Source organism: Rahnella aceris (assembly GCF_011684115.1).
In the GTDB taxonomy this organism is placed as follows: domain Bacteria; phylum Pseudomonadota; class Gammaproteobacteria; order Enterobacterales; family Enterobacteriaceae; genus Rahnella; species Rahnella aceris.
Map to the genome: position 1 here is coordinate 2,406,339 of NZ_JAADJV010000001.1, position 17,337 is coordinate 2,423,675.

10 protein-coding genes are annotated in these 17,337 nt (G+C 47.0%); 5 read left to right on the forward strand and 5 right to left on the reverse strand.

From position 1 onward, the window contains the following. Positions 1 to 8: 8 nt before the first annotated feature. Genes zorD through zorA1 form a run of 4 tightly spaced genes read right to left on the reverse strand, consistent with a single transcriptional unit; the run spans position 9 to position 7,880 of the window. A complete protein-coding gene (gene zorD, locus GW591_RS11045) occupies positions 9 to 3,257 on the reverse strand; it encodes a type I Zorya anti-phage system protein ZorD (RefSeq protein ID WP_166860575.1) in 3,249 nt (1,082 codons plus the stop codon). Then, on the reverse strand, positions 3,257 to 4,936 hold the full coding sequence (zorC, locus tag GW591_RS11050; RefSeq protein ID WP_166860577.1) for a type I Zorya anti-phage system protein ZorC: 1,680 nt from the start codon (positions 4,934 to 4,936) through the stop codon (positions 3,257 to 3,259). The genes zorD and zorC overlap by 1 nt, the downstream gene beginning before the upstream one ends. Then, the gene (zorB1, locus tag GW591_RS11055; protein WP_166860579.1) at positions 4,933 to 5,676 is read right to left on the reverse strand and encodes a type I Zorya anti-phage system protein ZorB1; all 744 of its coding nucleotides are present in this window, start codon (positions 5,674 to 5,676) and stop codon (positions 4,933 to 4,935) included. The genes zorC and zorB1 overlap by 4 nt, the downstream gene beginning before the upstream one ends. A gap of 14 nt (positions 5,677 to 5,690) precedes the next feature. Next, positions 5,691 to 7,880 (reverse strand): type I Zorya anti-phage system protein ZorA1, encoded by a 2,190-nt coding sequence (zorA1, locus tag GW591_RS11060; RefSeq protein WP_166860582.1) that lies wholly within the window; start codon positions 7,878 to 7,880, stop codon positions 5,691 to 5,693. A gap of 402 nt (positions 7,881 to 8,282) precedes the next feature. Here zorA1 and hsdR point away from each other — a divergent pair, with 402 nt between their 5' ends. From hsdR to GW591_RS11085, 5 genes are all read left to right on the forward strand, one after another. Next, positions 8,283 to 10,718 carry an EcoAI/FtnUII family type I restriction enzme subunit R gene (gene hsdR / locus GW591_RS11065; RefSeq protein WP_166860711.1) on the forward strand — a complete coding sequence of 812 codons (2,436 nt, stop codon included), beginning with the start codon at positions 8,283 to 8,285 and terminating at the stop codon, positions 10,716 to 10,718. 72 nt (positions 10,719 to 10,790) lie between these two features. Further along, complete coding sequence (locus tag GW591_RS11070) at positions 10,791 to 12,260, forward strand: N-6 DNA methylase (RefSeq protein ID WP_166860584.1); 1,470 nt, start codon at positions 10,791 to 10,793, stop codon at positions 12,258 to 12,260. Then, positions 12,260 to 13,978: a restriction endonuclease subunit S gene (locus tag GW591_RS11075; RefSeq protein WP_166860586.1), complete on the forward strand. Its 1,719-nt coding sequence runs from the start codon at positions 12,260 to 12,262 to the stop codon at positions 13,976 to 13,978. The genes GW591_RS11070 and GW591_RS11075 overlap by 1 nt, the downstream gene beginning before the upstream one ends. Positions 13,979 to 14,354: 376 nt before the next feature. Beyond that, positions 14,355 to 14,684: a hypothetical protein gene (locus tag GW591_RS11080; protein ID WP_166860588.1), complete on the forward strand. Its 330-nt coding sequence runs from the start codon at positions 14,355 to 14,357 to the stop codon at positions 14,682 to 14,684. Between the two features lie 172 nt (positions 14,685 to 14,856). Then, the gene (locus GW591_RS11085; RefSeq protein WP_013576527.1) at positions 14,857 to 15,570 is read left to right on the forward strand and encodes a DUF2461 domain-containing protein; all 714 of its coding nucleotides are present in this window, start codon (positions 14,857 to 14,859) and stop codon (positions 15,568 to 15,570) included. Between the two features lie 741 nt (positions 15,571 to 16,311). Here GW591_RS11085 and GW591_RS11095 read toward each other — a convergent pair. Continuing rightward, positions 16,312 to 17,091, reverse strand: coding sequence for a HalD/BesD family halogenase (locus tag GW591_RS11095; RefSeq protein WP_166860713.1), 780 nt, complete (start codon positions 17,089 to 17,091; stop codon positions 16,312 to 16,314). Positions 17,092 to 17,337 lie beyond the last annotated feature (246 nt).

Below are 17,337 nucleotides of genomic sequence, written 5' to 3' on the forward strand. Positions count from 1 at the left end.
GCCCTTCTTCATTGAGTGTTTAAAATCTGATTAAAGTCATCAGTATGAAGGTCGCCTTTCGCACTTAACATGTCTCTTGCTAATGCCCGACGTTTTTGCAGTAATGTGTCGAGAGTTTCTTCAAATGTGGGCATGGTCGCATCACGAACGGTTGGATAATAAACATACACATCTTTTGTCTGCCCAATACGATAGGCACGATCTGTGGCCTGATCTTCTTTAGCTGGATTCCAGCAGCGAGTAAAATGAATGACATGATTTGCTTTTTGTACATTAACACCAAAACCCACTGCAACTGTCGATAATATAATCACGCCGAAGCCAGGTTGTTCCTGGAAATGATCAATAAGTTTTTGCCGACTATTTGCGCTGGAGCTTTTTGTACTGGTATCTCCGTTGATCACATAAGGTTTGAAACCAAATCGCTGTGAAACTGCATATTGTAATTCACGCTGTATGTCCCGAAGCTCAGTAAAAATAATCACCTTGTCGTCACCGGCAGCCTGAATATCCGTAAGTTTTTTCATCATCCATGCCATCTTTGGCGAATTCTCTCGGAATCGGCTATCAGGTTTGACACTGTAGGGATGGGCGCAAATTAATTTAAGCCGGTGTAATAAACCAAGCATACCCATGCCAGCCTGCTCAAGTTCATCCTGCAGCTTCTGTTTGTTCTGATAGGATGCAATGGAAGAAATATAGAGATCCCGCTGCAATGGCACCATAATCAGTTGCTTGCATGAGGAATCTTCCAGTTTCTTCGGCAAATCTTTTGCCACTTCTTCTTTAGTTCGCCTGAGAGTTTGAGCCTCGATCAATTGACGCAATAATTCTAAGGCTTTGTTATTACACTGTTCCCCGCCTTCAATTGGCCTCAGGAATTCACGGCCAAAATCATTAAGCGCCCCCAGCAATCCAGGCTGTGCAAAATCGAAAAGACTCCAGAGATCGACCAACGTATTCTCAACCGGCGTACCCGTACACGCGACTTTAAATTGCGCCTGAACCGCATTAGCTGCATGAGTAATTAACGCCGCCGGATTCTTTATTTTTTGCGCTTCATCACAGACCATGATTGCCCACTTCTGCCGGCCAAGAGAAAACTCCTGATCGCGTAATGTCTCGTAGGTGGTCAAAACAATTTTCGCATTGTCCACCCACCCTGGTCGCAACAGATTTTTAATCCCCTGTGCTCTTAATTCCGCCGGAATTTCATCCTTGTGGAATTTCACCGCTTTGACTGCATCCCCATAGAGTTTAAGAACCTTTACCCCTGCGGTATAAAAGAAGTTATCAAGTTCCCGCTCCCAGTTATCTAACAGTGATACAGGAGCAACGATCATCGTTGGTAATCCTTCAGGATTTTGCTCGATATACCACATCAGGAAAGTGAGGATTTGTAGTGTTTTACCGAGCCCCATATCATCCGCCAGCAAGCATCCGGAAACCTGATCAGTGGATTTCAGAAAAAGTTGCTGTAACCAGGCGACGCCCTGACGTTGATGATCGCGCAGTTGAATATGTTCTTTCAGCAAACCAGGTAAAACAGGTTCCGCGCCTCTTGCATTTAAAAGCGCATCACGCTTCTGTTTTATGTATGCAACATTTTCGATGTTCTGTTCAACCTGTAAAACAGCCCTTTTATCCGGCCCGGAAGGGTTTGCTCTCTCATCCTGAGAGGAGGCTTCAATTTTTTTCTGCCAATCTTTGAGGAAGGATTTAGCATCGTCTAAAGGCAAGGTTTGTTGATTCCAGGGCATTGAAACAGAGGATTCTTGCTGTTGTTCAGCAAGCTCAATCCTTTCATCGAGTGCCATCAGTTGATCCAGACTTTTTTGATCCCACCCTTCAAAGAAATCCTCAGAAAGTAAACCCTGTTCCAGTTCACCGGGTAACCAATTTTCACTGTCGCTTTTCACTAAAAATGGGGAGGTCACTTTCTCAAATTCACCAATCCCAATGACCCGATCCCCATATTTTTTTAAGTCCAAAACATCTTCAAATTCTGCACCTGTAGACTCCTGCTCCCAGCGGGCGAGCAGTGTCTGATATTCCTGAAGTTGCCCCAACGTAAACTGACTCAGTTCAAGTTCATAGCCTTGCCAGATACCTGCAGGTAAACCAGAAGCAAGCTTAATCGCAAGTTCCTCAACAAATTTATCCAGTTCGTAAGGTTTGACGAATTCAAAAGTAACAGGGGGCTGGGGGACAGCAGCCAAGGCTTTAAGCGTCAGCAAAACTGAAGCTATTTTCGTATTTTCAGTATTGAATTGCGGTTCAAGATGAAAGCGATGGAAAAAAATATGCGCGTTTTGTAATGCTTCTTCATGTTGCTCCGGAGAAACAACACCTGCAGCATCCTCCCCGATAAACGTATAGGGATTGCGGATAAAAGACATGGCATCATCACCCGCAACACGCCTGCCCGTTATCGCATGAACAGAAGACAAAACTTCTTTGACCTCCGGGGAAATAATGACATGGCTCAGTGAACCATCTTCGCCGGGAATACGATACTGATCCTGAACCAGACGACTGCTGTCGAAGTTATTCAACCACTGCCTCGGCTGATCCTCGAAAGAAGGTTCTATTTCTATAACAGGCATATCCTGAATCATCACTTTGCGAAGTTTAAGTTTGAGCGACTCAGGTTTTACAACAATGGTTTTCGTTAAGTAATCATCTAATTCTGCGGAAGCTTTTTTTGCCAGTCTTCTGATTTTAGCCCAGCCCAACTGATGTGTTATTTCGGTGCAGGACGTTTCCTGTTCTTTTCGAAATTGCTGTAGGGCGGATAACAACTGCCAGTTATTTTTACTCAGCAGGAAATGCCCCTGCGCGGTTTCAATCACTGCGCCTGTGCGCTCAAATTCAATGGCGCGGCCTGATGGAATTTCTTTCCATTCTTTAATGTATAAGCCGAAATTTTCATCACTCAGACTGCCATTACCACCGAGATTCACCCGCAATGAAATAACGTCCGGAATACCTAATAAGGGCAGACTGGTCTGATGTTCAGTGTCTTCAGCAAGACGGTATAGCTCATCCCATGTGAGCAACCAACGGTCGGAGAGTGTAGAAACAAACTCTTCCTCAGAGAGCTGCTCCATATAAGCGACCAGAGGCCACATCGCATCATCATCAGCCAGCGCGAAAGAGAACGATAACCCGGCTTCTTCTGTTCTATATTGATGACTTATCAGCTGTTCAGCGGATGAATGATTACCCTTAAATTTACTGAGCAGACGCTTAAGCATTATTTACTCCAGAACAAAAGTGGGTCGCCATGTTTCTCTGCGAAGCCAAGGCGTAATAGTTTTGTGATAGCTTCGGGGTCACGATGGGTTAAACGAACGTGCAGAGCACCGCCCAGGTTTCGTTTGTCGGTAACGGTGCACGGAATAGAATCGGTTACCCTCCGGATGGATTCTTCACGGGAAGGATTTGTCGTGTTTGAATCTGGAATCGGTTTTTCTTTGGGCACAGGCGTAATGACATCCGACTGATAAAAAATCCCTAATTCATTCAGCTTTTCGTCAAATTTAGCCATCCATCCCTGGATATAACGCAGGTCAAGACGATGCACCGGGGAAGAATGGGGCATCCTGGCTACAATTCCACGTTTTTTCTTGAGCATATTTGTAATATGCAAATATTCGCTTTCAGGCTTGAATTCATTATCAGAAACACGGTAGACGAACATCGCATTCCCTGTACCGGAGAACTCTACAAAGAAATACTCGCCAATTTGCATGATCATGGCGTTATCCAAGCTTCTGCCACCGATTAAGTGACTCAACCGCCCTTTATTTTTTTCTTTGAAAGACATGAAATCAGCAGCGTTATTATCCCAGGCATCAGGCCCCATAACAATTCGGGTAAAACCCATCTGATTGGCAAACCTTAACCAATAAAAAAGACGAGCCTGATCAACATCCCCATTTCCTTTAAGTAACTGGAAAAAGTGCGTCAAATCTTCTTTTGCCAGCCAGCTTCGCACCATGCCGCAAATTTTTTCACAAGAATCCGGGTCTTTTAAATGTGTCAGCCATACGTTTTCTTTACTGCGTAATTGCGGACTCCCCCAGTTATCGAGAGCCATCTGTTTTAACTGAGGGTGAGAAACCTCTCTAAACGAGGAACGATAATATTGGGTCAGGCAGGCCCGGATAATGATATCCCGGTAACGATCACGTTCCTGCGCCAGTCTCAAAAGATGAGGGATACGCCGTTTAAACTCATCTTCTTCAAGATCCTTCACATGCCTTAAAAGCACCACAAAGGCACGGTACCAGAGCCAACTGTTATCAGGGATCTGAGCAATCGTCTCAAGTGCGGAGAAATCAACAATCTCCCCTGAACTCATTTTTTCTGCCAGCAGTTCGCCCGCTGAAGATGTAAATAAATCGCGATACTGATCTATTACCCGCATCCAGCTTTTCTCGCGAATGACTTTACTTTTCAGAAGTCCATAACCAATACGCAAATGCTCCCGTAAAGAACACCAGTTGTTATTTTCCTCGGGTTTCTTTTCGTGATATCCAAAATAACTGCTGCATAAAAACTTCCACTCACGACGCTTCAGCGTTCTTTTATCGATACGTTTTTGTATTTCTTGTTCTACACGGCTATATAACGAATCATCGTCAAGCAACACAGGATAGGTGGCATCAGGATCTTTATCCGATAAGCCAGCAAAAATCAGTCGCCAGTCATGCAAACTTAGCACCTTGAGTTGGCGTAGCGCCCGAATAGCCTGCAGTCTTTTTTCGAGAGGAGGCACCAGCGTCTTCTCACTTTTTTCCATAGTTCTGGCTAAAAGCTGTTCTGCCGCTTTCAGCTTAGGAAACTCAGTGAACTGCGGCGCATCGATACCACTATGACGCTGCAATGTCGATGAAATACCTGCGGATAACAGGCTGAGGATGGACGTCATATTGGCATCTCCAGTTGGCATTTCTCTGCATTAGGCACAGCGACGCCCTCAACATCAACAGCAGGTTTTTCATGTTCATCTTTCAGGCCAAAAAACTGCATCCGAAGCTCGACACGGCGGCTGGCTTCTTTACTTTCTTTCGCATTGTTAAATGAGACGCCACCGGCTAAAAATAGCTTACGGATCTGTTCTTGTTCCACCGGTGTGATCTGCTGCTGAAGCCGGCTTCGGCTGTCTAACAGGCTGCACATCACCCATTCAGAACGCTGTAATGAAAGATGAAGGTTATACAAATATGAACCGTCAGTATCAGTGAAACCTTCTATAACGATTTGTTTAAACCACTTCTTGCCCTCGTCACTGTTCGCCGCGTCAAGCACCAGGGGAACAACATCCTGCAAGGCCTTCTGCCCGTCTGCATTAAGGAAGAATCGGTTATGATCAAAACGACCTGCTTCGCCAAAACTGATGCGGTTATCGCGGCAGTCTACTACGATGGTTTTATTCAGATTTTTAGCGTGTAACTCCAGACGCTCGCACAGGCGGGTAATATCCTGCCCGCGCAATTTCTCTCCCTGTTCGACACGCTGAATTCGCTGAGTGACAGAGCTCAGCGAGGCAACCATAACCACCAAAAAAAGCACCATCATCGCCGTCATCAGGTCAGCATAGGAAATCCAGAAGGGTTTCTCCGCTTCATCAGACCGACGATTTTTTACACGAAATGATTGACCAAACATGATTCAGGCGCTCCTCATGCTGGCGTTTTCGACAGAACTTCTTCGAGACTTTCAATGCTTTCGCTTAGCTCTTCAATCCCGCTGCCCAGGCGTTTAACAGCGGTATCGAGATTAGAATCCAAAGCACCCAATGTTTTATCGAGATTGGTTCGCATACTGTCAGAGAACTGATTAAAACCGTTCGCAAGCACCTGCCCCCCTTTTTCCAGAAACTCTTTAGCTTCCTTGTTGTACTTCTCAAGCCCTTCGCTATGCTGCTTCAGGTCTTTCAGGAACTGAGTGCGTGTTGCCAGTTCAGCCTGAGCGTTCGCCACAATGCCTTCCAGCAAGGTGATAGATTTCGCCACTGCATCACGGTTATTTCGATAGTCGGCAACCACTGTACTGAGTTCACGGCTTGCCAGTCCCAGCTCATTCCCTGCCCCTTGCGCTTTATCAAGCACTTCAGCGGTCAGGTGGTTAGCTTCTTTGACCTTATCGCCAGCAATTTCAAAGCGTTCAGCGGCAACGCGCATTTTGTCTGCACCGGTATTCATATCCTGAAGATGGGTTGTGGTTTGCTCAGCCAGTTTGCGCAGCGTGTTTTCTGTTGCTTCCTGCTGATCGTTCAGTGCACCCAGCAAGGTTTTGACCTGTTCTTCAAAACCAGAAACAATTTGCTGAGTCTCCTGATGCAGGGAAGTTTGTGTCTCCTGCTGATGACTGCTGAGTTGCTGCTGGCCCTGCTCAAGTTGTGTAAACAGAGAGCCTAATTGCTCCCCTAACGCCTCCACTGAAGAGGCCATTTTTTGCATAGTTTCATTCTGGCCTTGCTGGGAGGTCTGTTGAATAGATGCGATAAATTCCTTCATCTGATCAGCCATCGCTTTTTCACGCGCTTCGCTGTCAGCAAACATTCTTTCAAACTGCCGGGCCATGCGTTCACCGGCACCCTCACCTTCAGCACCGATTTTTGCGACAGAAGATTGCAAGCTGGCAAGCATATCGCTCATTCCGGACTGCATCGACAGTTGCCCAGCTTTCATCTCTCTGAGCAAATCCGCCATCAAATCTGCGCTGCCTTGCTTGGTTTCTTCGCTGGCACTGCGCATGTCTTGTAATAGCGTTGAGAATCCAGACTGCATTGACTCAATAGCACCGACGGATTTCCCCATCATGTCGTGCATATTTTCAAACTGCTTGCCAAAGGTCGTATCTAGCTTTGACATAAAAGCGGTCAGCACATCCTCAAGCATGGTGTGAACCTGGCCACTTTGATCGCCACTGGCCGTTTGTACTGCACCGGCAATTTTATCGAGGGGGGATTTAAGACTGGTTTCAATGGCGCCACTGACTTGTTCAGCAAATTGCTGCCCCGTCTCGCGATAAGTCGAAGAAAGGGTTTGCGCCAGTTTTTCATTTTCGCTCGATTGTTTTTCGACCAATTCATGGAGCATAGTACGCAGGTCTGTCACCAGACCGTCTTTTAGCTGACGTGCCTGAGTGGCGCTTTCATTGCTCGATTTAACCAGCTCGGCTAAATATTCTTCACCGACTCCACTTTCAAACAGGCTATCAATCGCAGAATTGAATCTTTCCAGATGTTTATAGCATTTTGCGATAGAAAATTTTTCAAACCAGGTGACGACGATGGAAGCGAATATCGCGAATGCAGATCCCAGGAATGCGTACAGCACATCTTTCAATAATGCATTAACGCTTTCACTCACCTGTTCCGGACTGCTGGGATCAAAATGATTAAGGCCAATCATCAAACCGTAGAAGGTTCCGATAATCCCGATACCGGTCAAAATACCCGGAAGATGTTTAAAGAATTCGGTATTAAGAGGAATGTCGACTTGTTGCTGATCGGTAAAATAAGCGGCTGCAGGCGCCGTAGCACGGACTTCCTGAAGTTTATATTCTCCGTCGATTTCTCTTTTTTGGGAATGGAGGGATTCCTTAAATTCGCTCCATGAATGTTTCATGGTTTTATAAACAAGTAATTCACCCAGATTTTTCAATTTGTTAGCGGGTGATTCCTCCGTCCATCTGGCGATCACTTTTGCCTTACTTTTCAGCTGGCGGACAATGTTGAAAGCAGGAATAAGGTAGAACACGAAGAAAAAGAACAATGCCACCATGACAAAGCAAAAAACCGTGACCGGTACGTAGGCAGGTTGCACTGACGTCAACATGACCAATAATGAATTTAGCCGTTCCATGTAAAGCCCTTACCCAAAGTTATTGATGACTTATCGGCAAAAACGCGAGGACATTTAACCCAAATTGGTCAACCGTTTTGCACTGTTTCGTTTTTATGCTGTGTTTTACTTAAGCCGATGCGATACGAAGGCGTGGAATAACAATAGTCTTAATCGCAAAAGCTGAAATCTGAGAGGGAATGCACAAAATAATAACGCGATATGCGGGCAGTACAAGCGTCAAAAGCCAGAATCAAAGCAACATCACGATCAGGTCAATAAAAGTCCCTTACTGAGCTCTTAGCTCGCCCTAACTAAGTACCCGTAAGTACCGGGATTCAAAATACCGTTTTAGGTCATGACTTAACGCATCAATGTATGCAAAAATCCCTGCTTCCCCCCTTCTCTGTTGAGTGCTTTGCTATGGCTGGCGTGAATAAAAGCAACCTGACTGAAACTGATATCATTACCAAATTCATCCTCCCTTCTGTGAAAGAGGCGGGCTGGGATGTCATGACGCAAATCCGTCAGGAAGTTAAACTCCGCGATGGTAAAGTCGTCGTGCGCGGCAAACTGGCGGCGCGCCTTTCAGTGAAATCAGCAGATATTGTGCTTTATCTCAAACCCGGATTACCGCTGGCAGTCATCGAAGCTAAAGCCAACAAACATGAGATCGGTAAAGGTATGCAACAAGGGCTTGATTACGCCCGTCTGCTTGATGTTCCGTTTGTTTTTGCCTCAAACGGTGATGGATATATCTTTCATGACAAAACGAACGCAGCCCACATTGAATCTGAAATCTCACTGAAGGATTTCCCGACGCCAGAGCAGCTGTGGCAAAAGTATTGCGTGTGGAAAGGTTTCACTACTGAGCAATTACCCGTCGTCAGTCAGGATTATTACGATGACAGCACGGGAAAATCGCCACGCTATTATCAGCTTCAGGCAATTAACAAAACGATTGCCGCCGTTTCAGCCGGACAAAAGCGGGTACTGCTGGTGATGGCGACCGGTACCGGTAAAACTTACACTGCGTTTCAAATCATCTGGCGCTTATGGAAAGCCAAAAATAAGAAGCGCATTTTGTTTCTCGCAGACCGAAACATCCTCGTTGATCAGTCCAAGAATAACGACTTCCAGCCTTTCGGCAGTGCGATGGCAAAAGTCACCGGACGAACCATTGACCCCGCTTTCGAAATTCAGCTCGCACTTTATCAGGCCATTACCGGACCGGAGGAATACCAAAAGGCCTATAAACAAGTGGCGCCCGACTTCTTCGACCTGATCGTGATTGACGAATGCCACCGGGGCAGCGCGTCGGAAGACAGCGCATGGCGCGAAATTCTTGATTACTTCAGCAGCGCCACGCAGATCGGCCTGACGGCAACCCCGAAAGAAACAGATGAAGTCTCCAACACCGATTATTTCGGCGAACCGGTTTATACCTATTCTCTAAAAGAAGGGATCGAAGATGGTTTTCTGGCGCCCTACAAAGTGGTCCGTGTGGATATCAATGTGGACGTACAGGGCTGGCGGCCCATTAAAGGTCAACTGGATAAATATGGTCAAGCCATTGAGGATCGTATTTATAACATCAAGGATTTTGACCGTAACCTGGTCATTGAAGAACGCACAATGCTGGTGGCGCAAACTATCACCGACTACTTAAAACGCACTAACCCGATGGATAAAACTATCGTTTTTTGTAACGACATCGACCACGCGGACAGGATGCGCCACGCGCTGGTGATCCTCAACGCTGAGCGGGTGTTGGAAAACGAAAAGTATGTAATGAAAATTACGGGTGATGATGCCATCGGCAAGGCACAACTGGATAACTTCATCAATCCGAAAAAGCCGTATCCGGTTATCGCCACCACCTCCGAGCTAATGAGTACTGGAGTCGATGCCCAGACCTGCAAGCTGGTGGTACTGGACCAAAATATTCAGTCGATCACCAAGTTTAAACAGATCATCGGGCGCGGTACGCGTATCAACGAGAAATTCGGCAAACTGTGGTTCACCATTCTCGACTTTAAAAAAGCCACCGAACTGTTTGCCGATGAACGTTTTGATGGCGTGCCGGAAAAAGTTATCCGCACCACGCCGGAGGACATCTCCGATCCGGATTCTGAGTTTGATGAAATGCTGGAAGATGAATCTACGGATGAAATACCGGATCCTGATACCTTAGCGGTTCATGAAACACCGGGAGAATATAACGTTACGCCCGATCCGGATTTCGCGCCTTTTGAAGAAGATGAAGAGCGTCCAATCCGTAAATTCTACGTGAATGGCGTGCCGGTGAAAGTGCTGGCAAAACGCGTTCAGTATTACGATGCGGATGGCAAACTGGTCACTGAATCCTTCCAGGATTACACCCGCAAAACGTTGCTGAAAGACAAAGACTACGCATCGCTTGATGATTTTACCCGTAAGTGGCAGTCTGCCACCCGCAAACAGGTGATCATTGATGAACTGAAGGAACTGGGTATTTTGTGGGAAGTGCTGGCGGAAGAAGTGGGTAAAGATCTCGACCCGTTTGATCTGCTCTGTCACGTCGTTTACGGTCAGCCGCCGCTGACGCGTCGTGAACGCGCGGACAACGTGCGTAAGCGTAATTACTTCACCAAATATTCCGCCCCCGCACAGAACGTTTTGAATACGCTGCTGGACAAATATGCCGATCAGGGTGTGCACGAAATTGAAGATATTCAGGTGCTAAAACTGAAACCTTTCGATACCCTTGGCCGCCCGTTAGAAATCATCAAAAACAGCTTTGGCGATAAAAAATCCTATGAGAACGCCGTGAACGAACTGGAAAACGAAATCTACCAGCCATCGCCACGCTCCGCCTGATTGCACGACACTTTTCTGCCACCGGGAGCTAAGGCTTCCGGTGGCATCATTTTTTGAAGTATGGAAACCACTATGTCTATTAGCTCCGTCATTAAATCCCTGCAGGACATCATGCGTAAAGACGCGGGTGTCGATGGTGATGCTCAACGTCTTGGCCAGCTTTCATGGCTGCTGTTCCTGAAGATTTTCGATACACAGGAAGAAGAGCTGGAACTCGAGCAGGATGATTACCGTCTGCCGATCCCGCAGCGTTATCTGTGGCGCACCTGGGCGGCCAATAATGAAGGGATCACCGGCGATGCGTTGATGGAGTTTGTTAACGACGACCTGTTCCCGGCACTGAAAAACCTGACTGCGCCGCTCGATATTAATCCGCGCGGTTTTGTAGTGAAGCAGGCCTTCAGTGATGCCTACAACTACATGAAAAACGGCACTTTACTGCGTCAGGTGATCAATAAGCTGAACGAAATTGATTTCAGCAACAGCAATGAACGCCACCTGTTTGGTGATATCTACGAACAGATCCTGCGTGATTTACAAAGCGCCGGTAATGCCGGTGAGTTCTATACCCCGCGTGCCGTAACACGTTTTATGGTGAACCGCATCGACCCGAAACTGGGCGAATCCATTATGGATCCGGCCTGCGGCACCGGCGGTTTTCTGGCCTGTGCCTTTGACCACGTTAAAGAGCATTACGTCAACACCACCGAAGACCATCAGATACTGCAAAAGCAGATTTTTGGCGTTGAGAAAAAGCAGCTTCCACATCTGTTGTGTACCACCAACATGTTGCTGCACGGCATTGAAGTGCCGGTGCAAATTCGCCACGACAATACGCTAAACAAACCGCTCTCCTCTTGGGATGAGCAGTTAGACGTGATTGTCACCAACCCGCCGTTTGGTGGCACAGAAGAAGACGGCATCGAGAAGAATTTCCCGGCCGAAATGCAGACCCGCGAGACTGCCGATCTGTTCCTGCAACTGATCGTCGAAGTGCTGGCTGATAAAGGTCGCGCCGCCGTGGTACTGCCTGACGGCACCTTATTTGGTGAAGGTGTAAAAACCAAAATCAAAAAGATGCTGACCGAAGAGTGTAACCTGCACACCATCGTGCGCCTGCCGAACGGCGTGTTTAGCCCGTACACCGGCATTAAAACCAATATCCTGTTCTTCACCAAAGGCCAGCCGACCAAAGATATCTGGTTCTACGAACATCCGTACCCGGCAGGCGTGAAGAACTACAACAAAACCCGCCCGATGAAATTTGAAGAATTCCAGGCAGAAATCGACTGGTGGGGCGATGAAGGCGATGGTTTTGCCAGCCGCGAAGGAAGCCATCAGGCCTGGAAAGTCAGTATTGATGACGTGATTGCTCGCAACTTCAATCTAGACATTAAAAACCCTTATCAGGGCGAAACCATCAGCCACGATCCGGATGCGTTGTTAGGTCAGTATCAGCAGCAGCAAACTGAAATCAGCGAACTGCGCAATCAGCTGCGCGACATCCTCGGCGCTGCGCTGGCCGGTAAAGGAGCGAACTGATGGTTGTCGAACAACTGATCACTCAACATATCGATACCTGGACATCTGCCCTGCGCACCCGTTCCACCGCCGGACGCGGAACATCGGGCAAGATTGACCTGTACGGCATTAAAAAGCTGCGCGAACTGATCCTCGAACTGGCCGTGCGCGGCAAACTGGTACCGCAGGATCCGAATGATGAACCGGCGTCTGAATTACTGAAGCAGATTGCAAAAGAAAGAGATGAACTAGTTAAGAGTAAAGTGATTAGAAAGCCTAAAACACTTGAAAAAATTACAAACTCCAAAATACCCTTTGAATTACCGGATGGTTGGGAATGGTGTTATTTAGATGACATAGGTAATTGGGGGGCTGGTTCTACGCCAAGCCGCTCTAATTCAGAATATTATAATGGTAATATTCCGTGGTTTAAATCAGGCGAGCTTTCCTCAGATTTCATTTCGGATTCAGAGGAGACAGTTACAGAATTGGCTTTGCAAGAATGTTCACTCCGAGATAATAATATCGGTGATGTATTAATTGCGATGTATGGAGCTACAATTGGTAAGACATCGATCCTAAATGTTCGCGGTACTACTAATCAGGCAGTATGTGCTTGTACCCCATATAGTGGAATTTCGAATGTCTATTTATTAACTCTTTTAAAAGCTTACAAGCGAATTTTTATAGGCATGGGCGCTGGTGGAGCTCAACCGAATATCTCAAGAGAAAAACTTATTGCCACAGTGTTTGCACTTCCGCCTAAAGCTGAACAAAACCGAATTATCTGCAAAGTTCACGAACTCATGTCCCTCTGCGATCAACTTGAACAGCAATCCCTGACCAGTCTGGATGCGCATTATCAGTTGGTTGAAACGCTGCTGGCAACGCTTACCGCCAGCCAAAATGCCGAAGAACTCGCCGAAAACTGGACGCGAATCAGCCAACATTTCGATACGCTTTTTACCACCGAAGCCAGTATCGACGCACTTAAGCAAACCATTTTGAAACTGGCGGTGATGGGTAAACTGGTGCCGCAAGACCCGAATGATGAACCCGCCTCTGAACTGCTTAAACGTATCGAGCAGGAAAAAGCGCAACTGGTAAAAGAAGGTAAAATTAAAAAGCAAAAACCTTTGCCGCCGATTAGTGAAGAGGAAAAACCGTTTGAGTTGCCAGTGGGGTGGGAATGGTGTCGCTTAGGACATTGTATCCATTTAATATCTGGGCAGCATCTAAAACCAAATGAGTACACTGAAAATATAATCGAAGGAGCAATTCCCTATATTACTGGTCCGGCTGAATTCGGTGATTTGAATCCAACGTATTCAAAATTCACAATCGAAAAAAGAGCAGTGGCTGAACCTAAAGATATCCTTGTTACCTGTAAGGGCGCGGGCTTAGGGAAACTCAATGTTGCCAACGTAGAGATAGCCATCAGTAGACAACTTATGGCTATTAGAACAGTTCGCGCAAATTGTGACTATTTTAAATTATTGTTATCAAGCATGTATGACTATTTTCAAGCGAAAGGTGTAGGTATAGCTATACCTGGAATTTCAAGAGAAGATGTTATCGAACCCGTTATATCATTACCACCGTTGAATGAGCAGGAGAGAATAGTGTCGAGGGTTAATGCCCTATTTGGTACTTGTGATCATCTCAAATCCCGCCTGCAATCCGCCCAGCAAACCCAACTTCACCTGGCGGATGCTTTAACAGAGGCTGCACTGAATTAGTTCATCCGTTTTAAAATCCAAGCACTTAAACGGTCAGTACCATGCTGGCCGTTTCGTCTTTCCTGCGAGATATCTTCCAAATCTGAATACAACTCCCTGTAAATGCATCCAGCCTGTTTCTTTGCTTCGGCAGCAGGAATAAAGTCTCCCCGCTGCGGCAAAATCCGCAGCCGGAATTAGCGTTCCGATACTTACACGGCGAAATTATGTGATAATTTCGTGCGCTTTGATTCACCCCAAATAATGGTGGCTCAGGCAGGGGCTTCGCAAGAAGCATCGGATTCGTGTAAGCCGGTACGCTAACCCTGTCTGAGCTGCCACCCGAGTTTAGCGTCTCAGGTGGTCGTCTTTAACTTTCTTACACGAGATTTCTATCATGACGAACACCGAAACTGCTTTCTCTGAAAACTCAATCACCGTCTTCCGCTCACTGATCGCCGAGCTGGATTTCAGCCATTTCGAAGATGCTCAGCTTTACGATCTCAGCGCGCTGGCATCGGACTCTGCCGAAGGATTGTGCCACGGCCTGCTGTGCCTGAGCGAAGGGCTGGAGAATGGTGAGATATTACCGCCGGAAGGTATCCCGCAGGTCAGCGCCTATCTCAAGGCAACCGCGCATTTATTACCCGTATTGTTTGAGCTGAGTGAACGGGCGAATGACGGCTTAGGGAAAGCGGGAAAAGTGAGTCCTGCTGCGATTAACTGACGGGTATCAGACATGAAAAGGCCCGCCGGACTGTTCTGGCGGGCTTTAAAGCACCCACTCTCCCCACATCCTTTAATCCGGAAAATTTTTTACTTTTCAGTTTGCACTGAGTCGTGTCTGGCGTCAGGATTTACCCTGATTCCCCATTGGCAGTGATAAAGGCTTATCGATAATGACGACTCAGACACCTAAAACGCCGGTTGCGGCAGGGACAATTTTTAGCGCAGCCGGTCTGCAATTTCTGAATAAACTCGCGCAAAACAACACCCGGGACTGGTTTAAGGCTAATCAGGACGAATACGAGAATACGCTGAGAACGCCCGCGCTGCGCTTTATCGAGCAAATGCAGCCAGAGATTATTGCCATTTCTCCGAGACTGACTGCCGTCGCGAAAAAAGTGGGGGGCAGCCTGATGCGCCCGCAGCGCGACAGCCGGTTCAGCAAAGATAAAACGCCGTATAAAACCAATGTCGGCATTCAGTTTCGTCATTTCCAGGGCAAAGATGTGCACGCACCCGGCCTCTATCTGCACATCGCCGAAGACGGTTGTTTTATTGCGGCAGGGATCTGGCACCCGGAATCAAAAGCGTTAAACGCGATTCGCGCCTGTATTGATGAGAACCCGAATGCCTATCAGAAAGCGCTCAAGACATTGCACGATAACGGGTTTGTGATGGATGGCGACAGTCTGAGTCGTCCGCCAAGAGGCTACGACAAAAACCACCCGCTGTTAGCTGAATTAAAACGCAAAGATTTTATCGCGATTAAAAACATCGCCTTTGAGGATCTGTGCAAGCCAGATGTTATTGATTTTTGCGCAGAGCAGTTCAGACATTGTGCGCCGTTGATGTCCTATCTGTGTTTTGCACTTGAGCTGGACTTCTGAAGCTGATGAGACGACAGGTTTACCCTGCCCGGTGAAGTGCGAAGCATTCTTGACACCTGAAACAGCCAAAATTATATTTTCACTGTCATGACAGCAACCGGCCAGAGGCCTCGTGGTTGAATGCGCTGGCCGGTTTGCTAAATCCCTTTCCCCTGACAGCATGTGTACTGTTGCGCTCAGGGCTGTGATGTTCTGCTCATTTCAACCCGGCTAGCGGACCGGGCTTTGGTGCGTGTAACCCACTACTCTCTAAGACCTTCTATCGCCTGACACAATGCATCATTAGGCTTACCTGTTATTGTCACAGCTGATTGTTGAACACGCTCTAAACGACTGGCAATTCTAGAGCGACTTATCTCTTCCCCATTCTGAGCAAGCATAAAGCAACATTCACCTACCATCCTGCACGCTTCTTCAAAAACGGGATTCAAAATCTCCATAAAACCTCCAAACGGACTAAAAAAACCCCCGTAGAGTAGCTGAAGATTTCAGAAAAAATTTTTCCATTAGAAAAATTAACAATCATCTCTGAATGCGCATCAAAACGGTTTTAGCTGACAACAGATCGTCTGCCAGCCCCAGGCATTATTTTGCACTGACGAAAATCCCCCTGACAGGGTGAGTTCAATCGATAGCTGCAACTTGTTCAGCTTCGCACGCGGCAACGTTCAGCCGCGAACACATTAGCCGATGATAAACTTATTGCTGATTCGCTTTGTGTTGAATCAGAATCGCAGGCCGTTAAATCCGCCCGTAGAAGGTCATTCTGGCAGACTCAGACAACGAAATATCAGGCTGAGAATTGTAAGCCAAAACCACCAGCATGCGCGTGGTCTCCCCCTCCGTTGGAGTCACACGATGAATCGCATTCCGGCCGCGGAACAGCACCAAATCGCCTGCCTCAATGCCGAGTTTTTTCGGCTCAGTTTGCTTATCCAGTAATTTTTCAACGCCATCAAAATTCATGTCGCCAGCATCAGCGTCGCGTAAGTTCTCAACGTATTCAAACACACCGCCAGCCTGAGGTTTTTGAATCAGCAGGGTGATGGCAAAAGAGGAGTTATCGAAATGCCAGCCCAGCTCCTGGCCTTCGCTGGCGTAATGCAGGTTGATTGAAGAGAGTTTATCAGCGTAAGGATACAGTTGCGCCTCACCCAGCACCGCGCAAAGAAACGCACGAAACACTGGCGCGTTATACAGTGCGCGCAGCGCCGAATCCTGCGGGATCTCTTCATCGGTGATACAGCCCTTTGAGGAGACAATCTGCCGATTTCTTGGATGCGAATCTGGCAGCCCGGCATCAGGTTTCAATAGATAAACATTATGATTATTGCTGGTGTAATAGGCCAGATGGCGATTTTCATCCCCCTCACGCTTAATCGCTTTCAGCGCAGCAGGATTAAGAAAGTCATGCAAGACCAGAACGCCCTTTTCATTCAGCGTCTGTTTACACTGAGAAAGAAAATTCGTATCCAATATCGGATTCGCCGCGAAATTTACGATCGTATCGAGTTCTTGCATCATTAATTCTCATGAATTATTCAGGGGGAAAATAGTCGCTTCTACTTTAACCAAGTCATTAATAGCTGGGAAATGAAAAATAGTGATCACATTATCGCCATGAATCCCCATTGAGGTAAGTTTGCAAGGGGTTTAGCCGCCTGATGTCTCTCCCTTTGACGCAACACGCAAATATCATATTAAACATTTCTATTGATAAAGATTCTCCTCATCCCTGCCGATATTTCTGATACAGGCGGCAACACC

Excerpts from the sequence above, each read along its gene's own strand:
- GW591_RS11080 (WP_166860588.1), top strand. The coding sequence starts at position 14,355 with ATGACGAACACCGAAACTGCTTTCTCTGAAAACTCAATCACCGTCTTC.
- zorD (WP_166860575.1), bottom strand. The coding sequence starts at position 3,257 with ATGCTTAAGCGTCTGCTCAGTAAATTTAAGGGTAATCATTCATCCGCT.
- zorA1 (WP_166860582.1), bottom strand. The coding sequence starts at position 7,880 with ATGGAACGGCTAAATTCATTATTGGTCATGTTGACGTCAGTGCAACCT.
- zorC (WP_166860577.1), bottom strand. The coding sequence starts at position 4,936 with ATGACGTCCATCCTCAGCCTGTTATCCGCAGGTATTTCATCGACATTG.
- zorB1 (WP_166860579.1), bottom strand. The coding sequence starts at position 5,676 with ATGTTTGGTCAATCATTTCGTGTAAAAAATCGTCGGTCTGATGAAGCG.
- GW591_RS11095 (WP_166860713.1), bottom strand. The coding sequence starts at position 17,091 with ATGCAAGAACTCGATACGATCGTAAATTTCGCGGCGAATCCGATATTG.
- GW591_RS11070 (WP_166860584.1), top strand. The coding sequence starts at position 10,791 with ATGTCTATTAGCTCCGTCATTAAATCCCTGCAGGACATCATGCGTAAA.
- GW591_RS11075 (WP_166860586.1), top strand. The coding sequence starts at position 12,260 with ATGGTTGTCGAACAACTGATCACTCAACATATCGATACCTGGACATCT.
- hsdR (WP_166860711.1), top strand. The coding sequence starts at position 8,283 with ATGGCTGGCGTGAATAAAAGCAACCTGACTGAAACTGATATCATTACC.
- GW591_RS11085 (WP_013576527.1), top strand. The coding sequence starts at position 14,857 with ATGACGACTCAGACACCTAAAACGCCGGTTGCGGCAGGGACAATTTTT.